This window comes from Falsiroseomonas sp. HW251, assembly GCF_050563545.1.
Classification (GTDB): Bacteria; Pseudomonadota; Alphaproteobacteria; order Acetobacterales; family Acetobacteraceae; genus Falsiroseomonas.
In genome coordinates this window covers 153,537-179,810 of sequence record NZ_JBNXUM010000015.1, presented here as the reverse complement: position 1 = coordinate 179,810, position 26,274 = coordinate 153,537, and the positions used below count along the sequence as shown (strand labels likewise).

At 73.2% G+C, this 26,274-nt stretch carries 11 protein-coding genes; 3 read left to right on the top strand and 8 right to left on the bottom strand.

Translation table 11 applies throughout. From position 1 onward, the window contains the following. The 8 genes from tssM to ACLF3M_RS19155 all read right to left on the bottom strand — a co-directional run. On the bottom strand, positions 1–2,506 hold a 2,506-nt coding region (gene tssM / locus ACLF3M_RS19190), incomplete at its 3' end, for a type VI secretion system membrane subunit TssM (RefSeq protein WP_430658580.1). Continuing rightward, on the bottom strand, positions 2,506–3,906 hold the full coding sequence (tssL, locus tag ACLF3M_RS19185) for a type VI secretion system protein TssL, long form (RefSeq protein ID WP_430658579.1): 1,401 nt from the start codon (positions 3,904–3,906) through the stop codon (positions 2,506–2,508). The genes tssL and tssM, both read right to left, overlap by 1 nt. Before the next feature lie 26 nt (positions 3,907–3,932). Beyond that, a complete protein-coding gene (gene tssK / locus ACLF3M_RS19180; protein ID WP_430658578.1) occupies positions 3,933–5,258 on the bottom strand; it encodes a type VI secretion system baseplate subunit TssK in 1,326 nt (441 codons plus the stop codon). Positions 5,259–5,336: 78 nt separating this feature from the next. Then, the gene (gene tssJ, locus ACLF3M_RS19175) at positions 5,337–5,798 is read right to left on the bottom strand and encodes a type VI secretion system lipoprotein TssJ (protein ID WP_430658577.1); all 462 of its coding nucleotides are present in this window, start codon (positions 5,796–5,798) and stop codon (positions 5,337–5,339) included. Continuing rightward, positions 5,795–7,366, bottom strand: coding sequence for a type VI secretion system-associated FHA domain protein TagH (gene tagH, locus ACLF3M_RS19170; RefSeq protein ID WP_430658576.1), 1,572 nt, complete (start codon positions 7,364–7,366; stop codon positions 5,795–5,797). Before tagH ends, tssJ begins: the two co-directional genes overlap by 4 nt. Positions 7,367–7,374: 8 nt before the next feature. Then, positions 7,375–7,665 carry a PAAR domain-containing protein gene (locus tag ACLF3M_RS19165; protein ID WP_430658575.1) on the bottom strand — a complete coding sequence of 97 codons (291 nt, stop codon included), beginning with the start codon at positions 7,663–7,665 and terminating at the stop codon, positions 7,375–7,377. Positions 7,666–7,669: 4 nt separating this feature from the next. Beyond that, on the bottom strand, positions 7,670–8,260 hold the full coding sequence (locus tag ACLF3M_RS19160) for a DUF6931 family protein (protein WP_430658574.1): 591 nt from the start codon (positions 8,258–8,260) through the stop codon (positions 7,670–7,672). Position 8,261: 1 nt separating this feature from the next. Further along, on the bottom strand, positions 8,262–10,301 hold the full coding sequence (locus ACLF3M_RS19155; RefSeq protein WP_430658573.1) for a type VI secretion system Vgr family protein: 2,040 nt from the start codon (positions 10,299–10,301) through the stop codon (positions 8,262–8,264). Positions 10,302–10,502: 201 nt separating this feature from the next. On the opposite strand from ACLF3M_RS19155, the gene ACLF3M_RS19150 reads away from it, so the two are divergent. The 3 genes from ACLF3M_RS19150 to ACLF3M_RS19140 are packed head-to-tail and all read left to right on the top strand — an operon-like array spanning position 10,503 to position 26,266. After that, the gene (locus tag ACLF3M_RS19150) at positions 10,503–12,221 is read left to right on the top strand and encodes a ShlB/FhaC/HecB family hemolysin secretion/activation protein (RefSeq protein ID WP_430658572.1); all 1,719 of its coding nucleotides are present in this window, start codon (positions 10,503–10,505) and stop codon (positions 12,219–12,221) included. Positions 12,222–12,234: 13 nt separating this feature from the next. Next, positions 12,235–23,259, top strand: a complete 11,025-nt coding sequence (locus ACLF3M_RS19145; protein ID WP_430658571.1) for a filamentous hemagglutinin N-terminal domain-containing protein — start codon at positions 12,235–12,237, stop codon at positions 23,257–23,259. Positions 23,260–23,263: 4 nt separating this feature from the next. Then, complete coding sequence (locus tag ACLF3M_RS19140; RefSeq protein WP_430658570.1) at positions 23,264–26,266, top strand: CHAT domain-containing protein; 3,003 nt, start codon at positions 23,264–23,266, stop codon at positions 26,264–26,266. Positions 26,267–26,274 lie beyond the last annotated feature (8 nt).

The window sequence follows — 26,274 nt, the reverse complement described above, 5'->3', positions numbered from 1 at the left end:
GCTCCGGCGGCGGCCCCGCGGCCTGGCCGAGCGCCGCGCCGAGCCGCGCGGCCGCGCTGCCCGCGGCACCCTGCACGGCGGCCTGGGCGGCGCCGGCCGCGGCCTGCGCCAGGCCCGCTGCGGTCGCGGGGGCCGGCGGCGCCTGGCTCAGCGTGAGCTGGCGCGAGATGGCGACGAGCAGGTCGCGCATCGGGGATTGCGGTGCGCCCAGGATGAAGAGGTCCTGCACGGCCTGCGGCAGGGCGCGTAGCGGCACGACGTTGAGGTCGGCCATCAGCCCGTCCCAGTACCGGACGTATTCGTTGACGTAGAGCGCCACGACGTCGCGCTCCAGCGTCTGCACGGCGGCGCTGCGCGGGTCGATCTCGGCGCGCGTGCCGAGCACCCAGGATTCGCTCGCGACCTCGCGCACCGCGCCGGGCAGCGAGGGCAGCAGGACGCGGTGGAACCCTTCGACGGTGTAGAAGCCGGGAATGCCCTCGGTCAGCGGCCTGCCGGAGCCGCGGACGAAGAGCCGCGTCCCCGCCGCGCCCGCGGCCTGCGCCGGCGTCCATGGCGGCAGCTGCGTCGCGGCGGCCGAGGGGCGGATGCGGGAATAGACGCGCTCGGCCAGCGGGATGCGGCTGAAGGCGCGCTGCGCTTCCTCGACCAGGGCCCCGTCCAGCGGTATCTGCGGCAACGGCGCACCGAGCAAGGTGGCGAGATGCACCTGCATCGCCTCGCGCATCGGCTGGTTGGGGGCGCCCGGCCAGGTCTGCGACCAGTCCAGGTTCATCCATTCACGCACGAGGTCGCGGTCGAGCGGGCCCGCCGAGCCCAGCATGAGGTAGATGCGCGTCGCCTCGTAGAGAAGGTCGGGGCGGTTGAAGGCGCCGCGCATCTGCGCCTCGAGCCGCCAGAGCAGCCGCGGCAGCAGCGCGCGCTGCAGCGCATGGCGGTAGACCACGCCGCCCGCCGCCTCGAGCTTGGCGGATTGCGACATGCCGAGCGAGGCGTCGGCCGCCTGCGCGGCCCGCGGCAGCGCCCGCGCGGCGTCGAGCACCGGCAGGATGCGCATGAGGTCGCCGTCGTTGACGGGATCGGTCAGCACGGGCTGCGCGAGCCGTTCATAGGCCGCGAGCGCATCGGCGAAGCTCGCCGTGCCGCCCTCGGCGCCGCTCTTCGCGGTCCAGAGCCAGGCGCCGCCACCGAGCAGCAGCACCAGGCTCGCCGCCCAGGCCGCGATGCGGATCGCGCGGTCGCGCCGCACGCCGGCGGGGTTGGCGGAGCCGAGCATCGCCTCGCCGAAGATCACCTCCTTCAGCAGACGCTCGAGGAAGTAGGAGCGGCCGGCTTCCGGCCGCAGCGAGGGCGCGCGGCGCTGGTCGATGCCGAAGCCGCGCGCGAGCACGCCGGTCAGCCGATCTATCGGCGTGCCTTCCTGGGTGCCGGATGTCAGGTAGATGCCGCGCAGAAAGGGCGCGGGATCCAGGCGCGAGCCCGCGAAGGCTTCGGCGAGGAACTCGTTCAGCGGCTGCTCGAGGCTGGCGAGCTGCGTCGGGAAGCCCGCGATCAGCGCGCGGCGGTCGGGGTTGCGCTCGGCCTGCAGCCGATCGAGGACGCGCGCATCCACGCGCTCCACCAAAGCCTTGAACTCCTCCGCCACGGTCGGCAGCGGGTCGCCCTTGGCCGGGAAGGTCGTGCCCCAGACCTGGGCGCGGCGGTCGCGGTCGAGGTCGTCGAAATACTCGGTGAAGCCGCGCAGCAGGTCGGCCTTGGTCAGCAGCAGGTAGACCGGCACCTTCACGCCGAGCTTGTCGTTGAGCTCCTTGATGCGGCGCCGGATCGCGCGGGCATGCGCGAGCCGCTCGGGCTGCGGCGCCGAGGCGATCTCCGGCACGCCGATCGCGACGAGGACGCCGTTCAGCGGCTGGCGCGGCCGGCTCTTCTTGAGAAGCTCGAGGAAGGCGTCCCAGCCCGCCCGGTCCACATTGGCGTCGGAATCCTGCGTGGTGTAGCGGCCGGCCGTGTCGATCAGCACGGCCTCGTCGGTGAACCACCAGTCGCACATGCGCGTCCCGCCCGCGCCGGCGACCGCGCCCTGCCCCATCTCGGCCGCGAGCGGGAATTTCAGCCCCGCATTCAGCAGCGCCGTCGTCTTGCCCGAGCCCGGCGGGCCGATGATCGCGTACCACGGCTGCTCGTAGAGGTAGCCGCGGCTGCCGCGCGCCTTGGCCAGCGTGCCGAGCGCGGTGGTCAGCCGCTCGCGCAGCTTCTCGCTCTCCTCGTCGGCCGCGAGCTTCGTGGGGTCGGGCCCCGCCGCCGCGCCCTGGACGAGGTCCTTTTCCTTCCTCGAGGCCTTGCGGGAGAGCCAGAAATTGATCCCCGCCCAGACCAGGACGATGAGCGCGATCACCGCGACCCGCGGGATCCAGTCCTCCATGAAGGACAGCAGCGGCCCGAAGAACCAGACGAGCCCGCAGATCAGCAGCACGCCGATGCCGGTAAGGATCCAGCGCCAGGGCATCAGCGGGCCTCCCGCCGCAGAAGGACTTCGATGCGGCGGTTCGCCTCGCGCCCGTCCGGCGTCGCGTTGTCCGCCACGGGCTCGGTGTCGGCGCGGCCTTCGCTGGTGATGCGCCCGGGATCGCCGAGGCTGCGGAGGATCGCCTGGCGCGCCGCCTCGGCGCGGGCGGCGGAGAGGTGGAAGTTGGACGGGAATGCCACGGTGCGGATCGGCTGGTTGTCGGAATGCCCGATGACGAGGACGGGGCCGCGCTCGTCGCGCAGCGCCTCGCCGATGCGGGCCATCAGCGGCAGGAAGGCCGTGTTGAGTGTCGCGCTGCCGGAGGGGAACATGCCGCGGTTGCGGATGCGCACCAGCGGCGCGGCATCGGTGCCGTCCACGGTCACCAGGCCCTGCTGGATCTCGGGCGCCAGGAACTGGCGCAGCTTGTCGAGGGTGCTGGGCGCGGGCGGCGCATCGGGCGGCGGCGGGGGCGGCGGTGGCGGCGGGCGCACTGGCGCGGCGCGCGCGATCTGCGGCATGCTCGCCGGCGGCGCCTTCTGCGCGCGATCCAGCAGCGCGTCGGTCTGGTCCGCCAGGCCGTTCGTCATCCAGAGGAACATGCCACCGAGCACGGCGGCGACGAAGCTCGCCATCACCCATATCGGCAGGCGCGGCTTCGCCGGCCGGTAGGGCGCCGCGACGCCGCGCCAGCGCGGCGAGAATTCGGGATCGGGCTGCGCCGCCCGCTGGCGGACGATGATGGCGTGCAGCTCTTCCCTGACGCGGTCGAGCTCCGCCGGGCCGCGCGGCGACAGGCGGTAGCGCCCCTGCATGCCGAGCGCGATGCAGAGATACATCAGCTCCAGCACCGGCAGGTTGGTGCCGGGCACCTGTTGCAGCTGCTGGACCAGCGCGAAGAAGCGCTCGCCCGACTGGACCTCCTGGTGAAAGGTGCTGATCAAGCTGCGCCCGGCCCAGGCGCCCTGGCTGCCCCAGGGCGTGTTCAGCACGACGTCGTCGAGCGCGGCGCAGAGCGCGTAATGCGCGGGGCGCAGCTGCTCCATCGGCACGCCACCGGCGCGACAATCCGCTTCGAAGCGCCGCATCGCGGCGACGGCGCGTTCGCGCAGGTCGCCGGGATCGGGGACCGCCACAGTGTTGCGCAGCCGGCCCATGAGCTGCAGCAGCGGCTGGGCCGCGGCGACGAGCGCCGAGGCGCCGACCTTCGGCAGCTCGATCGCGGCATCGAGCGGCGCGGCGGCGACGGGCGGCGCCGCGCCGGCGAAGGGATCCTGGCCCCCGCCGAAGCCGGCGGGCTGCGCCGGCGGCGGCGGCGCCTGGCGCGCCGCGCGGCCGCCCGGCGCGGGGCGGATCACGGTGCGGTCGTCATCGGGCTCGTTGAACGGATTGTCGCTCACCCCGCCCTCCCCTCAGCCTGGTTGCGTCACCCGCGGATCGCCCAGAGTTCGAGCCGCAGGTTCGGGAAATCGCCGGAGACATGGATGGCGAAGCCGCCGGAATTCTGCATGTACTGCCAGTGCTGGCTGCCGCGATCGAGCTCGAAATAGACGGCGCCGGCGTAGAACGGGATCTGCCGCGGCGCGACCGGCAGCGGGCGCACCGCGATGCCGGGCATGGCGACATTGACGAGCTCGCGGATGTGCTCGGCGGCGCCGATCTTCACCTGCGCGGGGAACAGGCGGCGGAGGTTCTCGGCCGGCATGTCGGCCTGCACCGACAGCACGAAGGAGGAGGCGCGCAGGATCGCGCGGTCCGTCAGCGGCCCGACGCGCACGCCGTGACGCCGTTCCTGCAGCGGGATCGCGACGGCGGTGGATTCGATGACGGCCGAGAGCGAGCGGCGCAGGTCCGCCACCACGGGCGCGAAGCTGCGCTGCAGGTCCTCGTGCCGGTAGGCGGGATAGGTGCTCGGGCGGCGCGTCGCTTCGGTGAAGGTCGCGAACTCGCCCGCCATCTGCACGAGCGTCGCGTAGAGCTCCTCGGGGTGGACGGCGCCGTTCGCGCCCCAATGCTCCAGCAGCTTCTGCCAGCGGTTGACGGATTGCAGCAGCAGGAAGTCCGCGACCTCCGCCACCCCGCGGGAGCCCGGCGCCGTCAGCCGCCCGGCGAGCGCGTCGCCGCGCTGGTTCAGCATACCCGCGAGCTCGGCGATCAGCCCGGCCAGCGGCGTGACCGCGCCGCAGGCGAGCGCGGGGGCGATCCAGCGCTCGTCGAGCTGCACCTGGCGGTTCGATGACACCTCGATGACGCGGGCGAGGCCGATCGAGAGGTAGCCCGTGCGGTCCTCGGTTTCGAGCATGTAGCGCAGGCGCAGCTTGCCGACCTGCAGCTCGGCCGGCTGCGGCGAGGCGGAATGCGTGTCGTAGGCACCGAAGGCGTGCGCGCCAAGCCGCCCGTCCCCGTCGGGCCCTGCTACCTCAGGGGCGCCGGGCTGTCGTATGGGCAGGCAGAGATGAACGAGCGTGTTGCGCGCGGATTCCTGCAGCTCGAGCGGCGCGGGGTGGTCGGCCTCGGCGGGAATGGCGAAGGGCGTCCCGTCCTCGAACAGGCCGGCGGCCGAGACGACGGCGAAGCGCCCGGTCGCGAGCAGGTCGCGGTCCAGCGTGAGCTCCGTCACGCCCCAGGGATGCGGCCGCAGCGGCCGGAACGCGCCGCGCACCAGCCCGTCGAGCCAGCGGTCCTGCTGCTGGAAATGCTGCGCGCGCAGGAACATCCCTTCCTGCCAGATCACGCGGCTGGACCAGCTCATGCCGGCGTGCCCATTCCTCGTATCCCCCTGACCTCGTCGCGCGAGGCTAACAGCATCGCGAGTGGCAGGTAAGCCTGTTCAACCCGCGGCTGCGAGCGTGACCGCGTTGCGGGCCAGCCGGATGGTCAGCGATGTCGAGCCGCTGGGTGCGATGCTGCGCACCGCGCGCCACTGCGCGCCGCTGTCCACGTCGCGGAACAGCGCGACGACGCCGATCGCCTGCACGCCCTGGCGCAGCTCCCGCGTCACCGACCGGCTCTCGCCGGGCGCGATGACGAACTGCTCGGACCCCGTGCTGTCCTGGCCGAGCGTGTCGCGCTCGCGCTCGGTCAGGGCGAAGACGTCGGCGCGTTCGAACTTCGCGGTCTGGGTGAGGTAGAAGACGGACAGCGCGACCGGCGAGGGACGGCCGGTCGGGTCGGGGTTCTGGTCCGCCCCGCCCTGGATCGAGAGGGTGACGGAGGGCGGCGGCGGCGGCGGGCTCGCGCAGGAAGCGGCGGCGAGCGGCAGGATCAGGCTCGCGCGACGGGTGATGCTCATGGTCTCTCCTGTTTCGCCGACGCCTCGTGCAGCGCCTGTTCGTAGGCGGTGGCAAAGGCCTTGCCGAAGACGCGCTCGAAATCGTCGGAGAGCGCGGCGACGAGCGCGCGGTGCGTGTCCTCGAAGACGTCGAAGGCCTTGGCCTTGCGCTGCATGGGCAGCAGGCCGCCGCCGGAGGAGGCCATCGCTTCCTCCGGCGAGAGCCATTTCAGCACCTCCCGCGTCGCCGCCTGCATGGCGGCGATGGTGGCGAGCTCGTGCAGGGTGATGTCGCGCAGCGCCTCGGCGATGGCGTCGGAGGGGCCCATGTTGGTGCGCCGCCCGGTGCCGAGGATGGCCGACAGCGCGTCGTCGTCGTCGGCCGAGAACTTCAGGGGATTGTTGCCCTTGGCGCGGATCATCGTCTGCTCGATCCGGAACTCGCCCTTGATCGAGGCGCGCGCGATCAGCACGGCGCGGAGGCCGGAGACGATCTGGCGGAAAGCGCGGCCGAGTTCCTCCATCGTGGCGATGGGGTCGTCCATGCGCGCCTTGGGCATGCCCGCGCCGCGCAGGAACGCGGCCAGCGCCGCGCCGTCATCGGCCACAGGGGCCGCGGGGGGCGCAGCGGGCGGCGACCGGACGGGTTCGGCGACGGGCGCCGCCGCGGGCGGCGCGGCTGGCGGTGCGGCTGGCGGTGCGGCGGGTTGCAGCACGGGCGGTGCCATCGCGGCGGGCGGCGCAATCGGCACGGCCGCCGGCGGCGGCACGACGGCGGCGGGCGGCGGCGCGGGCGGCGGCGGGGCGAAGACCGGCTGCGGCGCGGGCGCGAAGGGCTCCTCGGCGAAGGGCATCGCCTCGGGCGCGATCGGCGGTGGCGGCGGCGGCGCCGCGCGCGGCATGGGCGGCGCAGCGGCGGGCGCCGGCGCGGCGGGCGGGATCAGCGGCTCGTCGAGGTCCCAGTCGTCCGGCAGCCCGCCGCCGCCTGTGCCGGGGATCACCGGCGGCGGGCGGAAGGCGTCGCTGACGGAAGGCGAGTGGTCGGCGACGCTCGGCCCGCGGAACGGGTCGGGCTCGGCCGGGCCGAGCGGGTCGAAGTCCGCGGGCAGGAGCGGCGAATCATTGCCGAAGGCGCTCGGCGTCGGCGCCTCGCCGAAGGCCGGGCGGGGCGGCGGGGTGGGGGCGAAGACATCCTCGTCGAAGGGATTGCCGCCGCCGAAGCGCGAGGCCGGCGCCCCGGCGCCGACGCCTCCGCCGGTCCCGCCCGCGGGCATCGCCGCTTCCTCGATCCGCACCTCGATCTCGTAGGCGCCGAGGCGGATGCGGTCGCCGTCGCGCAGGTCGCGGATCTGCCCCTGGCCGATCGGCTCGGCCTCGCGGTTCAGGAAGGTGCCGTTGGTGCTGGTGTCGGCGATCTGCCACCCGCCATTACGGAAGGCCAGGATACAATGTCGCTTGGACAGGTGGCGATCGGGATCGGCCAGCACCCACGCGTTGTCCGGCGCGCGGCCGAGGCTGAACTCACCCCCGCCGGTGGACCGCGTCTCCGGCGGCACGGTGTCGGGGCAGCGGAGCGTCGAGAGCGTCAAGCGCAAGGTCAGGGTCCGATCAGGACGGTGGGCGCACCGAGGACGATCGTGCCGCCATGGGCGGTCTGGTCGGTCATGCGCGCCGCAGGCTGGTTGCCGATGAGAACGGTCGGCGATCCCTTCACGATGGTGCCGGGCGGGCCAACGCAGATCGTCGGGTCGCCCATCCGCGCCGCCGGCAGGAAGGAGATCAGCACCGTCGGGAAGCCCATGGCAATGATGCCGCCGACATGCGGCACCGGCCCGGTGAACATCGGGCAGACCTGCATGTCGGTCAGCCGTGCGGCAGGCATCGGCATCGGATCAGCCCTCCGGTGGCAGGCGGCCGGCGCCGCCGCGCGCGATGTCCCGCGCGCTGTCGAGGAAGCGGGCCACGCGCGCATCGCGCAACAGCACATCGCCGCGGATTGACGAGAGGTTCACTGAACCCGCCACGGCCAATCCGGCAAGATGCGGCGCGGGCGGCACCTTCGGCGCCTCCGGCGCGGACATCGAATCGCCGGACCAGAAGGCGCCGACCGCGGCCCAGGCCTCGGGCGTATCGAGGCCGTTCGCTTCCGCCAGGCGAAAGGCGGCGTAGCGGGCGTCTTCGGTCTGGCTGCGGACCCAGGCCTCCGCCGCCTGGCAGATCGCCTCGAGGCTCGGGACGTCCTTCGGCGCGGTATGGCGGGCGCACATGCAGGCCCACCAGACCGCCTCGCGCTTCGGCAGGGCATGCGCGGCGATCTTCACGGCCTCGGAAAGGAAGCCGGCAGCCGCCAGGCAGTCCATCGCTTCGGCCGGACCTGCCACGCCCTCGACCAAGGGCGCGGCTTCGGGCGGCAGGTCGGCACGGGCGATGACGTCGGGCAGCGCGCCGGCGAATTTCAGACGGGGCGGGAGTGATTGCGACATATCAGTTGATCATCACGACGCCGCCCTTGACGAGCGTCGCTGCACCACCCTTCACGACGGTCGCCGTGCCGCCTTCGGCCAAGGTGGCGACGCCACCCTTCACCATCGTGACGACGCCGCTTTCCACCTTCGTCATGATGCCGGCCTTCATCTTGGTCATCAGGCCGGAGTCTATCTGGGCGATCATCTCGGCCTTGAACTTCAGCATCATCCCGTTGATCTTCACGCCCTTCATGTCGATGATCACCGTGTTGGCGCCGACCTTGAGCGTGATGGATTTCATCGCCTCGATCATCACCTCACCCGCCGCCGCCTTGAACTTCATGTCGCCGAGATCGGTGGTGACCTTATAGTCGCCCTTGCCGAGCGTCGTGATTTGGTCGCCCTTCTTGACGTCGATCTTGCGGTGGCCTTCCTCGATGACCAGGGTCTGGTTGCCCTTCACCGTGTAGTCCTGCTTGCCCTTGATCCCGACGGTGTCGTCCTTCGTGATCTCGACGATGCGGCAGTTGTCGACCTTGAGCTTGAGGTCGTTCTCGACGTTGACCTTGTAGTCCTTCTGGGCATGGAGGAAGACCTCCTCGTGCCCCTTCTTGTCGTTGAAGGTGAACTCGGAGAATTCCTCGCCGCCGCCGGCCGCCGTCTCGAAGGAGCGGCTGCGGAACCCCGACTTGTCCTTGTCCGCCTTGAGGAAGATCGGCGTGTCCTGGCCGTTGTAGAGGCCGCCCAGCACCACGGGGTAGTCGGGATCGCCATTCATGAAGGCGCAGGCGACCTCTGTGCCGATGCGCGGGATGAACTGCGCGCCCCAGCCCTTGCCGGCCCATGGCTGCACCACGCGGGCCCAGATGCCGTCGCCCGTCGTTGCTTCCTGCCGGTGGTCCCAGAAGAAGCGGATCTTCACGCGGCCAAGGTCGTCGGTGAACACGCCCCCTGGATCGTCCTCCCCGATCACGACGGCGGCGTGCACGCCATCCATGCGGGGGCGCGGCGTGTCCATGGGCTCGCGCCAGGGCTGCGCCTCGGGGAAGGCCTCGAAGGTGTTGGCGTAGCTGGCCGCGCCCGTTCCCGTCAGCCAGGTTTCGTCAACGGCCTCGTGCCGGACGCTGCGGATGCCGAAGGTGCCGGAAGGCAAGCCGCGCGTGCCGTCCGGCACCTCGAAAAGGCAGCCCGGAACCATCTCCGGCCAACGGCCCTCGCCCTGCAGCAGGGCGGACATTGCCTCGGCTGCTTCCATCCGCGCCTTGACCCGCTCGGTAGCGGCATCGGCCTGGGTCGCGCGCGCGGGCCAGGCGAAGCTCTTGATGCTGAGCAGGCCGGTCTGGGCGAGCTTGGTTTCCATCTCGGCGCTGAGATCGGTCGTCGGCGAGACCGGGTCGTAGTCCGAGGTGGTTTCCTTGGCCGTGGCGATGCCGTGGACCGGGAGCATGCTGCCGATCAGGCCGCTGTCCTTCTCGATCGCGCCGAGCGAATCAAAGGCGGTGTTGCTGTCCGCCACCACCACTTCCTCGCCCGAGTCGCCATGGGAGAAGAAAAAGAACCAGCCGCTCTCCTCCATGATTCGCCGGGCGAAGTCGAGGCATGACTCGTTGTATTGGGTGCGGTAGGGCAGCGTCGGCTTGGCGCCCGTGATCTTGAAGCTGGACTCCACGCCGGCCAGCGCGAAGACCAGGGACAGGATGTCCTCCGCGGTCTTCTCCTGGAAGATGCGGCAGTCCGTCGCGATCGACAGTCCCCAAAGCTTCGGCACGACCTTGATCCGGCAGGCCGCGTATTCCCGGAAGCCGCCCACGACCGGCGCGTATTCCTGGACGTAGCCGGCGAAGGTGCGCTCCTTGTCCGCCCAGCGCAGCGTCAGCACAACCTTCTTTTGCAGGATCTCCTCGGGCGCGAAGTCGGGCCCGACATGCACTGCCGTGATGTCGACTTCATAGGCCTGCGAGATCGCCTCCCGCGCCACCATGCGGATGGGCGCGAGCGCCGCCGGATCGCCGTCCAGCGTCATCGCCAGTACCGCCGTATCCCGGTTGGGAAGCTGCAACTGTCTTTGTCCCGTCCCATCGGCGGCGCGCCCGGCGCGGCAGCCCTTCGCATGCTAGCGTTCCCGCGACGCGCGCGCCAGTTCGCTCTGACTGTCGAGAAAGTTGAAACCGCCATTGCGATTCGAGGCGCGTGGCCCTACCGATTCATTGGCGCTTCGTGAGCGGCAAAGGGGGACATGCGCTTCTTCCAACGGAGTCTGGTGGCCCTGGCCGCCACGATGGCGCTGCCGTCGTGGGCGATCGCGCAGCCTGCCCCGCGCGTGGGCGTGCCTGGCCCCGTCCCACAGGGCTCGCCGATCCCGCGCGTGCTGCCGCGTCCCGCGCCGCCGCTCACCCCTGCCGTGCCTTCTCCCACGCCGGTCTCGCCCGGGCAGATGCCCGACGTCTCGGTCGCCGTCGCGGCCGTGCGCATCGACGGCGCCACGGCGTTCTCGCCCGTCGAACTCGCTCCGCTCGTGGCCGGCCTGGTCGGTCCCGCCGTGCCGCTCGAGCGGATCGAGGAGGCGCGGACGGCCCTGCTCCGCCGCTATCGCGACGGTGGCTACCCGCTGACCGCCGTGTCGGCGGAGATCGAGCCGGGCGGCCGGCTCCGCTTCGTCGTCGCCGAGGGCCGGATCGCCGAGGTCAAGCTCGATGGCGACATCGGCCCCGCCGCGACGCAGGTCCTGCTGTTCCTTCAGCGGTTGGTCACCGAAGGTCCGCTCGACCAGGCCACGCTCGAGCGGCAGTTGCTGCTGGCGCAGGAAGTGCCGGGCGTCACGCTGCGCGCCGTGCTGCGGCCGATGCCGGGGGCAGAGCCTGGAACGCTCCAGCTCATCGCCCAGGTCTCGCGGGAGCTCCTGTCGGGCCTCGTCGCCGCGGACAACCGCGGCTTCGAGCTGGTCGGGCCGGAGCAGGCGGTGGCGCTGATGAGCCTCAACAGCCTGACGCAGTTCGGCGAGCGGACGGATTTCGTGCTGTTCCGCAGCATCAACGGCACGCAGACCTTCGGCCAGGTCGGCGTAGAGGCCTTCATCGGCGCCTCCGGCCTCAAGCTGCGCGTCCAGGCCGGCGCCGGCAATTCGATGCCCTCCGGCAGCCTGCGCGCCATCGGCTACGAGGGCACCACGACGAACTTTTCCATCGGCGTGACCTATCCCCTGGTCCGCCGCCGCGACCAGTCGGTCACGCTCTTCGCGCTGGCCGAAGCGTTGCAGAACGACGTCAGCGTCGGCGGGCCGAGCGGCGTCTCCTCGCTGCTGAGCACCGACAGCCTGCGTCCCTTTCGCGTCGGCGCGGACTGGGCGAGGCGCGACTTCTGGGTGGGCGACGACCGGCCGGCGCTCAGCACCGCGAATATCCGCCTGACCCAGGCCACCGCCGCGCTCGGCGCCAGCAGCAACGGCGCGGCGCTGGCCGGGCGGGTCAACCAGGTCGTGGATTTCCGCAAGGCCAATGGCGAGATCACGCGCAACCAGGCCATCTTCTCGCCCTGGGAAGGCGCGACCTTCGGCGTGTTCGGCATGGTCGCCGGCCAGTACAGCGGCGACATCCTGCCGCCGATCGAGAAGTTCTATCTCGGCGGCCTGCGCATGAACCGCGGCTACTACGCCGGCGAGGTCAGCGGCGACAGCGCGCTCTCAACGACGGTGGAGCTGCGGCTGGACGATGTCTACAGCATCCGCGCATTCGGCGCGACCGTGGACCTGACCGCCCAGTACTACGCCTTCTGGGACTGGGGCCAGGCCTGGGACAACGGCGTGGATGCGCAGACGCGGCGGCTTTCCTCGGTCGGTGCCGGGGTCCGCTTCATCGGCGCCCGGAACACCGAGATCCAGCTCGAGGGCGTCTCGCGCCTGGTGACGCGGCCGCAAGGCGAGCTCACGGTCGATCCCCTCTCCACCAATGCCTTCTACTGGCGCGTGCTGCAGCGGTTCTGAGGAAATGGCCACCATGCGCCGCACGACCCGTTCGAAGCCCGGCAGCGAGGTGCGGACCTTCCGCCTTGCCCGCCGCGCCCTGCTGGCCAGCACCGCGCTGCAGGCCTGCTTCGCGCTGAGCTTCCTGCCGCAGGCGGCGGCCCAGCCCGCGCCCAATGCGCGCCCGCAGGGCGGCGCCGTCGTGGCCGGCCAGGCCTCCATCGCGCAGCAGCCCAACGCGACGGTCGTGACGCAGCAGAGCCAGCGCGCGGCGATCGAGTGGCGGACCTACGACGTCGGCGCGAACCAGGCGGTGATCTACCAGCAGCCCGGCGCCGCCGCGGTGGCGCTGAACCGCGTGACGGGCGCCAACGTGTCGGAGATCGCGGGCCGCATCCAGGCCAACGGCCAGGTGGTGCTGGTCAACCCGAACGGCGTGCTCGTCCACCGCGGCGCGGTGGTGGAGGCGCAGAGCTTCATCGCCTCGACCGCCGACACGACCAATGCCGCCTTCATGGCGGGGCGGCTGCAGTTCGACCGGCCCGGCCGGCCCGGCGCGCGGATCGAGAACCGCGGCGAGATCACGGTGCGCGAGGCCGGCCTCGCCGCACTTGTGGCGCCGAACGTCGTCAATTCGGGCCGCATCAACGCCCGGCTCGGCACCGTGGTCCTGGCAGGCGCCGAGACCCACACCATCGACCTGCATGGCGACGGCCTGGTCAGCTTCGACATCACGGGCCAGGTGCGCACTGCCCCGAGCGGGCCGGACGGGCGGCCGGTGCGCTCCCTCGTCACCAACACCGGCACCGTGGTGGCCGAGGGCGGCACCGTCCTGCTGACGGCGCGCGCCGCGGACGGCATCGTGCAGGACCTCGTCACGGCCGGCGGGACGATCAGGGCGGACAGCGCGGGCGCGCGCGGCGGCACGGTCGAGATCGCGGGCGTCGGCGGCGGCATCCGCATCCACGGCACCGTCGCTGCGGAAGGCGCGCGCACGAACGAGCGCGGCGGCACCGTCGTCGCGAACGCGACGGGCCGTGTCGCGCTGTCGGAGACCGCGCGCGTCAGCACCAGCGGCCAGGCCGGCGGCGGCACGGTCGCGATCGGCACGACGGCGGCGCGCGCGCGCGCCCAGGGCGGCGGCGTGCCGGCCGCCAGCGCCTCCCGCGTCGACGTGGCCGCCGGCGCGGTGATCGAGGCGAACGCCACCATGCGGGGCGATGGTGGGCGCATCGCCCTGCTCTCGCTCGACAGCACGGTCATGGCCGGCAGCATCGCCGCGCGCGGCGGGCCGCAGGGCGGCAATGGCGGCCAGGTCGAGGTCTCCGGCGCGACCGGCTTCTCGCTGACGGGAACGGTGGACACCAGCGCGCCGCGCGGGCTGACCGGGACGCTGCTGATCGACCCGCGCGATCTCTACATCGCCGATGCGGCCGACATCCCGAACAACGCCAACGAGCTGTCGCCGAACGTCAACACGCCGCCGCCCCAGGTCGGCGCCGGCGCCGGCGGTACGAACACCGATGCCTACATCTCGACCGACACGCTGAGCGGCCTGCTCGTCAAGAACGCCGTCCGGCTCGAGGCGACGAGGGACATCGAGCTGCTGAGCACCTACAGCTTCACGGGGAACACGAACCCGCTGACGCTGGCTGCCGGGAACAGCATCACCATCAGCGCCCCTCTGACGCTGAGCGGCAACATCACGCTCAACGCCTCCGCCGCCTCGATCGCCGGCCGGACCCAGGCCGGCGCGGTGACAGTGAACAAGGCGGTGACGAGCGACGCGGGCAGCATCACCCTGCTGTCGCAAGGGACGAGCGGCAGCATCGCCTTCGGCAACAAGGGGGCGCTGACGGCCAGCGCCGGCACCATCGCAATGGTGGCGAACAGCGTCACCGTGCCGGGAGGCAACAACAAGATCTCGGCCGGCACCGTCGAGATCGCGCCCTTCGGGTCGAAATCCATCGAGATCGGCGCGGGCGCCGGCGGCGACATCTCCATCGCGTCGCTGGGCTGGCTCGGTACCGCGGGCCTGCTGCGCATCGGCGCGGCCTCGGCCGGCGCCACGCCCGGCGTGCCGACGGCGACCACCGTGACGGTGAAAGGCGCGCTCGACCTCGGCACAACGAGCCTCGACCTCAGGGCCGCGACCGGCGTCACCGTCAAGGCCGACATCAAGACGGATGGCGGGGCCGTGTCGCTCGCCGCGCCGACGGTCACCATCACCAATGGCAACGCGATCGGCAGCGCCACCGGCGCGCCGGGCCGCATCAGCATCCAGGGCGACACGAGGGATCTCGGCGACCAGCCGCTGACGACGACGGCGACGGGCGTCGTCGAACTCGCGCCCTATTCGACGACCGGCCCGGCAGCCGACTTCGTCCTGACGGCCTTCCCGAACGTGTCCACGGGCACTCTGCGGCTCGGGGCGATCACCCAGCCCGGCGGGAGCGTCGCCACCGTCGCGACATCGGTGGACCTCGCCGTGCCGCCCCCGCCGCCGCCGGGCTCCCCGCCGGTCGCCCCGACGGGCTTCGCGACGCTCGACATCCGGACCTCCGGCGCGATCACGCAGACCCAGCCCGTCAATCTGACCGGGATCACTCTGACCGGCAGCGCCGCGTCGGTCTCCCTGACCACCCTCGGCAACGTCATCCCGACCCTCGGCGCGATCGCCGCGACGACCGGCGACCTGGTGCTGCAGACCGGCGGGAACCTCTCCGTCGCCGGCGCGGTGAGCGCGCAGGGCACGCTCGACCTGTCGTCCTTCGGGGCGCTCGGCGTCGGCCCGGGCGGCAGTGCGGCGGGCGCCGACATCGTGCTGAAGACGCTCGGCGGCGGGGCCGGGATCGTGCTGGACGGCGGGGTGACGGCCACGGGCACGCTGACCCTCGACGCGCAGGCCGGCATCGCCGGCGCGGGCCTGGTCAAGGCCGGCGTGCTGAGCGCCTCGGCGCGGGGCGCGGGTCTCGATCTCGGCGGAACGCAAGCCGCGCAGATCGCCGGGATCGTCGGCCTATCCGCCACCCTCGACATCGGCCTGAAGGTCGAGGGGGCAGTGCAGATCACCGGGGGCGTGCAGGCCGGCACCAGCGCCAGCGGCAACGTCACGATCACCAGCACGGCAGGCGATATCGGGCTCGGCGCCGGGGCCTCGATCACGGCGGGCAAGGCCGGCACGGGCAGCGGCGCCGTTACGCTGAACAGCGCGGGCAACGTGAACCTGCAGGGGACGGTGACCGCCGTCGGCAGCGGCGCTGGCGAAGGCAATGTCGCGATCATCGCTTCCGGCCAGGTCACGCAGTCCGACGGCAGCGTCGCGGCCGGGAGCGCCGGGCTGCTGACGCTGAAGGGCGCGCAGGGCATCACGCAGACAGGCGGCTATTTCAGCGCCCCGATGGTGGACGCCACCGTCACGGCCTCCGGCCGCTCGATCAGCCTGGCGGGCCAGAACAGGTTCGGCGCGCTCGGCACGCTGACGGCGCCTGGCAGCATCACCGTCGTCAACACCCAGGCGCTGGCGAGCTACGGCACCGTCAAGGCGGGCCAGGAGCCCGCCGGCCCGGCACCTACCGCACCGCCCGTGGATGTCACGATCACCTCGGTCGGCTCCGGCGCGCTCGGGACGGGCAGCATCACGGCGGGCCAGGCCGGCGGGTCCGGCACGCCGGCGGTCGCCGGCAACATCACGCTGATCGCCAACCCGACCCCGGCCGCGATCCCGGGCGACCCGGATGTTCCGGCGACCATCACGCTGAACGCCACGTCCGGCCTCACCACGACGGTGGTCGGCGGCCAGGGCGGCCAGCTCGGCTTCCAGGCGCCGGGCGGGACGATCAATGTCACGGCCAGCCTCTCCGCCCCTGCCGGCGGCGGCTTCTCGTTCAAGGCGGCGGGCGGGACCATCAACGTCAAGAGCGCCCTCGGCACTTCTGGCGGCGGCGCGATATCCTTCCTGGCGCCGGGCGGCACGGTCAACGTGACGGGCAGCGTGACGGCGAGCGACGCCGGCAGCATCTCGGTGCTCGCGAACAGCGTGACGGTCGGCGAGTTGGCGGTGAACAACGACGTCGCGCTGACGGCGCCGGGCGGACGGATCTCGATCAGCGCCGACAGCATCGCGCTGCCGCCGCAGCTGCAGGACTTTTCGGCAGCCTTCGGGCAGCCGCCCGGGACCTTCCTCATACCCGTGCTGGTCACGCGCGTGGCCGCCGCCAACGGCACCGTGGCGCTCGCATCGCAGAATGCAGGCGCGCCCGTGTCGCTCGGCGAGACCGGCGCCGGCCTCCTGTTGAACGGCAACCTGCTGGCCCCGATCACCGCGACGGGCGGCACGCTGGAGGTCGGCCGGCTTGACGGCGGCGCGGTGACCGTCACGAGCAGCATCGCCTCCCCCGCGGGCGCAACGACCTTGCGGCTGCTGAGCGGCGCCGGCGCGGACATCAGCGCCATCAACGCATCGACCCTGACGATCGGCACGCTGACCGGCAGCGCCGGCGGCAACCTCGATCTCGGAAGCGCGGCGCATTCCATCGGCAATCTCGGCGCCGCCGGGATCAATGGCGGCCTGTCGGCGGTCGGCGCGCTCACGCTGACCAACGCCACCAGCCTCAAGATCGCCGGCCCGGTTTCCGCCGGCTCGGTCAATCTCTCGGTCGCCGCGGGACAGTCGCTCGACGTCGCCTCCGCCGGCTCGATCACGGCCGGCACGAACGGCACCGTCAGCCTGGCCGCGAATGCCATGAGCTTCGCGGGCGCGGTCGTCGCGCCTGGCGCCGGGGGCGCCGTCGAGCTGATGCCGGCGACGTCCGGCCTGGCCATCACGCTGGGCAGCCCTGTCACGGGGCTCGGGCTGTCGCAGGCGAGCCTCTCGCAGGTCAGGACGGGCACGCTGCGGATCGGCGGCGGCACCAAGGCCGGCGCGGTGGCGTCCGACGTCTCCGTCGCGAGCGCCATCGACCTGACGGACCCGCTCGACAGCGCGAAGTCCCTGGTGGATCGGCTCACCTTCCTCGTGACCGGCAAGGTGAGCGACGCGGCGGGCGGCAGCCTCACCGTGGGCACGCTCGGCGGGCTGACGACGGGCCTCTACAATGCCGGCCAGCTCGACCTGACGAATACGGCGAACGCGATCGGCGCCATCGAGGGCTTCAGGACCAGCGGGAACTTCACCCTCGTCAACGGCCGGACGCTGGCGATCAACGGGCCCCTGTCGGCCGGCGTGAACCTCAAGATCACCAACGCGGCCGGGATCTCGGTCGACGGCACGGTCAAGGCCGGTGTGGACGTCACGGGTGCCCCGAGCATCATCGGCGGGAACCTGGAGCTCAAGGCCACATCGGGCGACCTGACCGTCGCCACGGCCGGGGCGGCGTCCGCGGCGCGCGGCACCCTGTTCCTGAACGGCGGCCAGGTGAGCCTCGCCGCGACCGCCGGCGCGGTTACCGTGGACGGCAGCGTCACGTCGAACCAGGCGCCGCTGGCGATCATCGCCAAGCAGGCGCTCAGCGTCGACGGGACGCTGACGGCGAACGGCTCTGCCATCACCCTGTCGGGCGGGGGCATCACCGTCGGCGGCACCGGCGCGCTGAAGGCGGCGACCGGCGCGAGCCTGACGGCGACCGGCGCCGGCGGCGACATCCTGCTGAAGGCGGGCAGCGAGATCTCGACCAGCGGCGGGGCGGTGACGCTCTCCGCGCCGGACACCATCACCATCAATGGCGGGATCACGGGCGCCACGACGGGCCCCGCGGCGACGACGCTGACGCTCACCGGGGGCGCGGCGGTGTCGGGCAGCGGGACGATCGCGGTCGAGGCGATCGCCGGCTCCACCGCATCGGTGGACCTCACGACGGGGCCGCTGACCGTCTCCCGCCTGCTCGACCTGTCGGCCGGCGATGGGGGGCTCAGCCTGACCACGCCGGGCGACCTTTCGGTCGCCGGCAAGGTCGCGTCCACCGGCACGGTGGCGCTGAAGGCCGGCTCCCTGACCATCGTCGCCGGCGGCGCCATAGCCGCCGCGGGCGAGCAGGTGTCGCTCATCGCGACGGCGGGCAGCATCACCGGCACCGACGGGATCGTCGCGGCCGGCACCCTGAAGGCCAGCGCGACGGCCACCGGCGGCGCCGTCACGCTGAACAACGCGGCGAACGAGATCGCGGCGATCGGGAACGTCACCGCGGACACGACGATCGCCCTCGCCTCCTCCGTCGGCACCACCATCGCCGGCACGCTCTCCGCCCCGAACGGCGTCGAGGTCGTCTCCGGCGCGGCGGGGGCGGCCGCGCTGTCGCTGACGGGATCCGTGACCGCGGCGACCGGGCCGGTGCTGCTCAAGGCCAGTGTCGGCGCGCTGACGCTGAAGGGCCCCGTCACGGCCGGCGACACCAGCACCGTGTCGCTGCTGGCCGCCGGCGGGCTGACGCACGCCAGCGGCGACGTCCAGGGCGGCGCGGTGGTGATGCAGGCCGGCGCCGGCACGCTCGACCTGGCCGGCAGCAGCGTCACCTCCAAGGCGACCGACGTGACGCTCTCGGGCGCGACCGTGACGCTGGGCTCGACGGTGACGTCGGAGCGCGACCTCTTCGTCACGGCCGGCGCGGGTGCGAGCAGCCTCGGCGGGACCATCACGGCCGGCCGCCTGCTGTCGGTGGATGCCGCCGGCGACCTCGCTGTCCCGGGCACGCTCGAGGCGGCCTCGGCCAGCGTCGTCGTCAAGGGCGCGCTGTCGCAGATCGCAGCGGGCAGCATCACGACGACGGCGACGGATGCCGACCTCTCGCTCACCGGCGCCAGCCTCTCGATCGCAGGCACGCTTGATTCCGCCCGCGACATCGTGCTGGCCACGACGGCGGGCGATGCGACGCTGAACGGCGGCATCACCGCCGCCGGCCTGCTCTCCGCCTCGACCAAGGCGGGGGCCATCAAGGTGACGTCCGCGTCCGGCGTGCTGCAGGGCGCGGGCGTGACGCTCACGGCCGACGGCGCGTTGACGCAGACGGCCGGGAGCATCACCGCAACGGCAACCGACCGCGACCTCGGCATCTCGGGCGCGAGCCTCGGCCTCTCCGGGCCGCTGAACTCCGGCCGCGCCATCACCCTCAAGGCGACCGCGGGCGACGCGACGCTGAACGGCACGATCAAGGCGGCGGGGCTGCTTTCCGTGGACGCGACGGGCGGCGGGATCGCGAGCGGCGGCGCGCTCCAGGGCGCGTCCATGACGCTGCAGGCGACCGGCCTGGTGAACCAGACCGGCGGCACCGCGACCACCACCAGCGGGACCCTGGCGATCTCCGGCGGCAGCGTGACGATCGGCGGCACGCTGGATTCGCAGGGGGCGATCACCCTTGCCGGCACGTCAGGCGCGGTGTCGGTCGCCGGCAACGCGACCGCCGTCGGCCTGCTCTCCGCGACCGCGGCCACCACACTGACCACCAGCGGCACGCTCGAGGGCGCGGGCGTGACGCTCTCCGCGACCGGCGCCTTCGAGCAGCTGTCGGGCGCGGGCAGCAAGATCACCTCCAGCGGCGCGGCGAACACGCTCTCCATCGCGGGCGCCGGCATCACGGTCGCCGGCGTCCTGCAATCCGCCGGGGCGATCGCCTTCACCGGCAGCGGCGCCTACGCGCTCGGCGGCACCGTGACCGCGACGGGCGCGCTCTCGGCCAGCGGCGCCTCGGCGCTGACGCTGAAGGGCGTGCTCCAGGGCGCGGAAGTGACGCTGAAGTCCACGGGCGCCATCAGCCAGACCGGCGGCACGCTGAAGGGCACGGGCATCGCGCTCGAGGCAGGCGGCCTGTTCGACCAGGCCGCGGGCAGCATCGCCTCGACCGGGGCGGCGAACGACCTGCTGATCACCAGCGCCGGCACGAAGATCGCCGGCACGCTGACCTCGGACCGCGACATCTTCTTCAAGGGCGGCGGCCTGTACGAGCTCGGCGGCAGCGTGACCGCCACGCGCAGCCTGCTTGCGCCGTTCGCCTCCGGCATGACGCTGACCGGTGCCCTCAAGGGCGGCGACGTGACCTTCATTGCCACCGGCACGGTCGAGCAGACCAGCGGCACCGTCACCTCGACCTCGGCGACAGGCGACCTCGTGCTGCGCGGCGCGACGACGACGCTCGGCGCCGGTCTCTCCGCCGGGCGGGACCTGGAGATCACCGGCGTCGGCGTCACGGTGTCCGGGACGGCGAGCGCCGGGCGCGACATCAGGGCCACCGCGACCGGCGCGCTGTCCGCCTCCGGCACGCTGACGGCGACCCGCGACCTGTCGCTGACGGCCGAGGCGGGCACGCTGACCGTCAGCGGCAGCGCGACGGCGACGAACGGCCAGGCGACGCTCAGGACCGGGACGGCGGCGCCGGACCCGCTCCTGCCCGCGCCCTTCGACATCAAGATCCCCGGGACGGTGACGGCCGGGACGACTCTCACGCTGACCTCGGTGGGCGGGGTCAGCGCCGGCGGGACGGGCACGCTGAAGGCGGCGACGCTGACGGGCAACGTCGCGGTCAGCGCGGTGCTGGACGGCGCGACCGCCGCACCGGGCGGCGGGACCAGCTTCAACAACGAGGTCGGGACGCTCGCGTCCTTCGCCGCGGGCAAGAACTTCGTCCTCGCCAACAAGGGCGACCTCACGGTCACCGGGCCCGTCAGGGCGGCGGACACGCTGCAGCTCGATCTCACCGGCACCTTGAGGCTGCTGCCGGCAGCGGGCCAGACCTCCCCGGTGCCGACGGTCTACTCCCTGAAGGCGCCGAGCCTGGTCCTCAATCCCGGCTCGATCGAGCAGGACGCGAACGCCCCGATCTTCACCTCCGTGCTGACGATCCAGGCGGGCCAGGAGGCGTCGCTGACCTCGAAGTACAACGTCATCTCCTTCGTGACGGCGAATTCCAGCGACGACATCATCATCGCCTCAGCGTCCGACCTGACGCTGTTCGGCGCGGTGAACGCGACGGGCACGCTCAGCATCAGCGCGAACGGCTCCCTGACCATCCCGGGCGGCAGCACCGCGACGTCAGGCAAGGGCATGTTCCTCACCGCGCGGGGCGGCGATATCGTGCTGTCCGGCGGGGTGCTGAACTGGGGCACGACGCAGGCGGATTCCGCCCTGACGCTGACCGCCGCGGGCAGCCTGCGGCAGACCGCCGGCACGGTGACCGGCGGCACCGGTTCGCTCGTTACCGGCAGCGCGGGCGGCGCCTTCCTGCTCGCGCAGCCCGGCAACACCTTCGCCAAGGCCGGCCCGATCACCGCGACGGCAGGGCTGTCGCTGTCGAGCACCACGGACCTCGCCGTCGTCGGCAAGCTCGAGGCCGGGTCGGGCGCACTGTCGCTGGCGTCCGGCGGCGCGCTGTCGCTGGACGCCGTCCCGCTGACCGGCAGCTCCGTGTCGCTCACGGCGACCGGCGGCGACATCGCGCAGACCGTCGGCGGGACGCTGACGACGGCGGGCGATCTCGTGGCCTCGGCGGGCGGCGACGTGCTCTTCGCGGGCCAGGTCGGGGCCGCCTCGGCCAGCCTGGCGGCCGGGGGGGCGATCTCGCTCGCCGGCGCGCTGCCGCCCGCGCCCGGCCAGCCGCCGGCGGGCGGCGGCGCAGCCGGCAGCTTCGCCATCGCCGGGCCGATGACCCTCGCCGCGGGCGGCGACGTCGCGCTCAACGGCGCGATCACAGGCAGCGGCCTGGTCGTGAATTCCGGCGGCTCCATCGGGCAGCCCGGCGGCGCGAGCCTCGTGCTCGGCGGCGCGCTCGAGCTGACCGCGGCGCAGGCCATCGCGCTGAACGGCGGGGTCACGGCGACTGGCGCGACGCTGAAGGCGGGCGGCGATCTCCAGCAGCTCAAGGGCGCCTTCCTCTCGCTCGGCGGCTCGCCGCTCTCCATTCAGGCCGGCGGCGCCATCCGGCTCGACGGCGCGAACGCCGCGGCGTCGGCCGCCATCGCCGGCGGCAGCCTCTCGCAGGCCGCGGGCGCGAGCCTCGCCCTGTCCGGGCCGCTCTCGCTGTCGACCGGCGGCAGCGCGGCGCTGAACGGCTCCGTCACGGCGGGCACGATCGACGTCGCGGCCGGGCTCGACCTCTCCCAGGCCGCGAGCGGCACGCTGGCGTCGGGTGGCAGGCTGAACCTATCGGCCGGCCGCGACATGACGCTGAACGGGTTCGTCTCGGGCAGCCCGATGACGCTGGTCGCCGGCGGCGACATCGCGCAGGCCACGACGGGCTCGCTCTCGACCGCGGCCCTCTCCGTCAGGGCCGGCGGCAGCGCGCGCTTCCTCGGCGCCTTCAGCGCCGGCACGGTGACGGGCAGCGCCGGGCAGGACTTCATCATCACCGGGGCGCCGGTGCAGATCGGCACGCTTTCCGACGTCACCGCCGGGCGGATCCTCGACGTCGAGACGACGACCGGCGGCATGGTGCTGCAGGGCGGCTTCTCCGCGCCCTCCATCATCCTCTACGCCGCCGGCCCGCTGACGATGTCGAGCATCAACATCGCGACGGGCGGCGTGACCTATGTCGAGAAGCCGCCGGGCATCGTCTTCGTGCCCCGCCTGCCCGAGCCGATCCCCGGCACGCCCGGCGCCGTGCTCGAGACCGGCAGCGGCCCCCTGACGGCCCAGGCCATCAACGTCACGCCGCTCGGCACGCCGAATGCGACGCTGGCGCTGCGGCTGCCGACGAGCGGCGGGACGATAACCATCGGCCAGCTGAAGGCGCCGCAGGCCGACGTGACGCTCGACCTCGGCACCGGCGGGCGGGCAACCGCCAACATCGAGATCCGCAACCTCACCGTGCTGGGCGGCGGCGGCGGAACGGAGCTGCGCGGCACGGTGCGCGGCTTCGCCGGGCAGTCGGCCGCCTCGGTCGCCGGGCTCGGCCCGCGCGCCTCCTCGGAGTACCGGATCAACGACTGCCCGCTCGCTTCGGTGAACTGCGTGCAGATCGTCGTCACGCTGCCGGTCAGCACGAACCCGCTCGCCGCGCTGACCACGATCGTGGCGCAGGAGGACCGCGACGACGCGGACACCTTCGTCCCCAACGTCGCCGAGAAGGATTTCTGACGCGATGCGCAGGCTTCTGCCGGTCCTGCTGCTGCTTGGCCTCGCGGCGTGCCAGACGCCGCCGGCCTCGGTCTATGTCGGCGGCCTCGCCGGGGCCGAGGGCGAGCCCGTCGGCAACAACACGGTCGGCGAGGCCTGCACGCGGCAGCGCGGCGGCGACGGCGCTTCGGAGATCTTCTGCGGCACCTGGACCCAGGCAAGCGCGCGGGTGCGCCCGGGCGGGCCGGCGGGCCCTGCGGAACTGCAGACGCTTGCCACGGCGAGCCCGTGGCGCACCGCGCTCGACGGCCGCTTCGCCTGCGGCGCGCCGCGCTCCACGACCATCCTGAACGGCGAGCCCGCTCTGCTGCTGGAATGCACGCGACGCGCCGGCGGCTGGCCGCACCTCGCTCTCGCCGCCTCGGTCGGCGGCACGGCCTGGCTGGCCGACGGCGTGCTGCCCTCCCTTCCCGCGATCGAGCGCACGATCGGCATCTCGACGGGCCGCGCGCGGGCCGACGCCGCCGTGGCCTCGTCCTCCTCCGGCGCGGAGCAGCTGCTGGCCGACCGTCTCGCCGCGCGTGCCTTCGGCTCCAACGATATCGGCAACTACGAAGGGCTGATGGCGGCGGGCAGCCGCGCGAACCAGGCGGAGAACGCGGCCGCGGCCGAGACCGCCTATCGCGCCGCCCTCGGCCTGCAGGAACGCGCGCTCGGCGCCGACAACCCGGCACTGGCGACGACGCTGCTGCTGCTCTCGCTCCAGCAGTCGAACCAGGGCCGCTTCCCCGCCGCCGAGGCGTCGCTCGAACGCGCCGAGGCGCTGGGCCGCCGCCGCGGCGCCGACGAGATGCTGCCCGCGCGGCTCGCGCATTACCGCGGCCTGCACCTGCTGAACCAGGGCAAGGACGCGGAGAGCCTGGCGCAGCTGGACCGCGCGGCAGATGACTATGCGCGGATGCTGCCGGCCTCGGTCCTTCAGGCGCGGCCGAGCCCGCGCGGGCAGGACGTGCTGGCCGCGGGCGACCTGCTGACCAGCCCGCAGACGCGCTCCGCGCTGCTCGGCCTGATCGAGGTGCGGCGCTATCGCGCGCTGGCGCTGCGCGGGGCGAACCGGCCGGAGGAAGCCGAGGAGGCGCTGCGCTCCGCCAGCCTGCTCGCGCGCGGGAACCGCGTCGCGCTGCCCGTCGTGTCGGCCCGCCTGGCCCGGAGCGAGGCGATCGCCTTCTCCGAGCGCGGCGCGCATTCGGAGGCGGCCGAGGGCCTCACCGTCGCGGCCGCGACCTTCGCCCGCGGCGTGCCCAACACGCGCCCGGTGGCGCGCACGGAGCTGCTGCGCGCCCAGACCCTCGCCCGGCTCGGCCGGACCGCCGAGGTGATCGCGGCCTGCCGCAACGCGGTCGGGGTGCTGACGGCGCTGCGGTCCGGCATCGACGGCGCGCTGTTGCAGCCCTGCCTGGCGGCCTGGCATGCCGAGGCGCGGCGCAGCCCCTCCGGCGCGCAGGAACTGCTGGCCGAGATGTTCGGCGCCGCGCAGCTCGCCCAGTCCGGCGTGACGGCGAGGCAGATCGACCAGGCGACGGTCCGGCTGGCCGATGCCGGGCGCAACCCGGCGGCGGGCGATTCCATCCGCCGCTACCAGGACGCCCAGAACCGCCTGGCGGACCTGCTGCGGGAGCGCGACACGCTGGTCGCCGAAGGCCGCACGGGCGCGGCGGACGCGCTGGACGGCCGGATCGAGGCAGCGCGGGCCGGCCTGTCGGAGGCCGACGACGCGCTGCAGGCCGCCGCGCCGCAATACGGCCAGCTGGTGCAGCAGGCGGTGAACGCGCGCGAGGTTCTGGCCGCGCTCCGCCCGAACGAGGCCTTCGCGGCGATCGTGCTGACCGGCGAGGGCGGCTGGACCTTCGTGCTGCGCGACGGTCGCATCGCCGCCGCGCCGGTCGCCGGCGGCGAGGCGCGGATGGCGCAGCTGGTCCGCCGGGTGCGCGCCAGCATCGAACGCACCGGTCCCGGCCTGCCGACCTTCGACACCGCCGGCGCGCAGGAAATCTACGCCGCGACGCTCGGCGCCCTGGGGTCGGCGCTGGATGGCGCGACGGCGCTGTCCGTCGCGCCCTCGGGCCCCCTGCTCGCCCTGCCCTTCGAGCTTCTGCTGAGCGGGCCTGGCGATCCGCAGCGCCTGGCCGAGGCGCCCTTCCTGGTCCGCCGGCTGGCCATCGCCCATGTGCCGGCGGCGGCCAATTTCGTGGGGCTGCGCCGGCTCGGGCCCTCGCGCGCCGCGCGGCCCTGGTTCGGCTTCGGCGACTTCCGGCCGCCGAGCCGGGCCCAGGCCGCGCGCAGCTTCCCTGGCCAGGCCTGCACCGAGAGCGCCGCGCTCTTTGCCGGGCTGCCCCCCCTGCCCTTCGCCACGCGCGAGCTGGACGCGGCGCGGCAGATCCTGAATGCCCGGCAGGGCGACACGCTCCTCGGCGCGGCCTTCACCGCCGATGCGGTGCGGCGCAGCGCGCTGAAGGACTACCGGGTGCTGCATTTCGCGACCCATGCCGTGCTGCCGGCCGAGCTCGCCTGCCAGCCGGAGCCGGCGATCCTGACCTCGACTGCGCCGAACGCGGCCGACGCCGCGGGGGCGATGCTGCCGGCCTCGGCGGTCGCCGGGCTCGACCTCGACGCCGATCTCGTCATCCTCTCGGCCTGCAACTCGGGCGGGCCGGGCGGCACCACGGCGGGCGAGAGCCTGTCGGGCCTGGCGCGGTCCTTCTTCTATGCCGGGGCCCGCGCGCTGCTCGTCACGCACTGGGCGGTGGACGACCGCATGGCCGCCTTCCTCGTCGCCAAGACGCTGGCGGAGCGCACCCAGGGCCTCGGCATCGCCGCTTCGCTGCGCGCGGCACAGCTTTCGGTGCTGGACGACGCGGGGCGCGGGCTGCCGGTCGAGGTCGCGCATCCCTTCTTCTGGGCGCCCTTCGCGGTGATCGGCGAAGGCGGCGCGGCCGCCCCTGTTTCGCAGGTCGCTGCTCGCCTATGATCAGCCCG

What these genes read in the sequence shown, in the direction of transcription:
- ACLF3M_RS19165 (WP_430658575.1), bottom strand. Translation starts at nt 7,665, where the DNA reads ATGCCGATGCCTGCCGCACGGCTGACCGACATGCAGGTCTGCCCGATG.
- ACLF3M_RS19145 (WP_430658571.1), top strand. Translation starts at nt 12,235, where the DNA reads ATGCGCCGCACGACCCGTTCGAAGCCCGGCAGCGAGGTGCGGACCTTC.
- ACLF3M_RS19160 (WP_430658574.1), bottom strand. Translation starts at nt 8,260, where the DNA reads ATGTCGCAATCACTCCCGCCCCGTCTGAAATTCGCCGGCGCGCTGCCC.
- tssJ (WP_430658577.1), bottom strand. Translation starts at nt 5,798, where the DNA reads ATGAGCATCACCCGTCGCGCGAGCCTGATCCTGCCGCTCGCCGCCGCT.
- tssK (WP_430658578.1), bottom strand. Translation starts at nt 5,258, where the DNA reads ATGAGCTGGTCCAGCCGCGTGATCTGGCAGGAAGGGATGTTCCTGCGC.
- ACLF3M_RS19140 (WP_430658570.1), top strand. Translation starts at nt 23,264, where the DNA reads ATGCGCAGGCTTCTGCCGGTCCTGCTGCTGCTTGGCCTCGCGGCGTGC.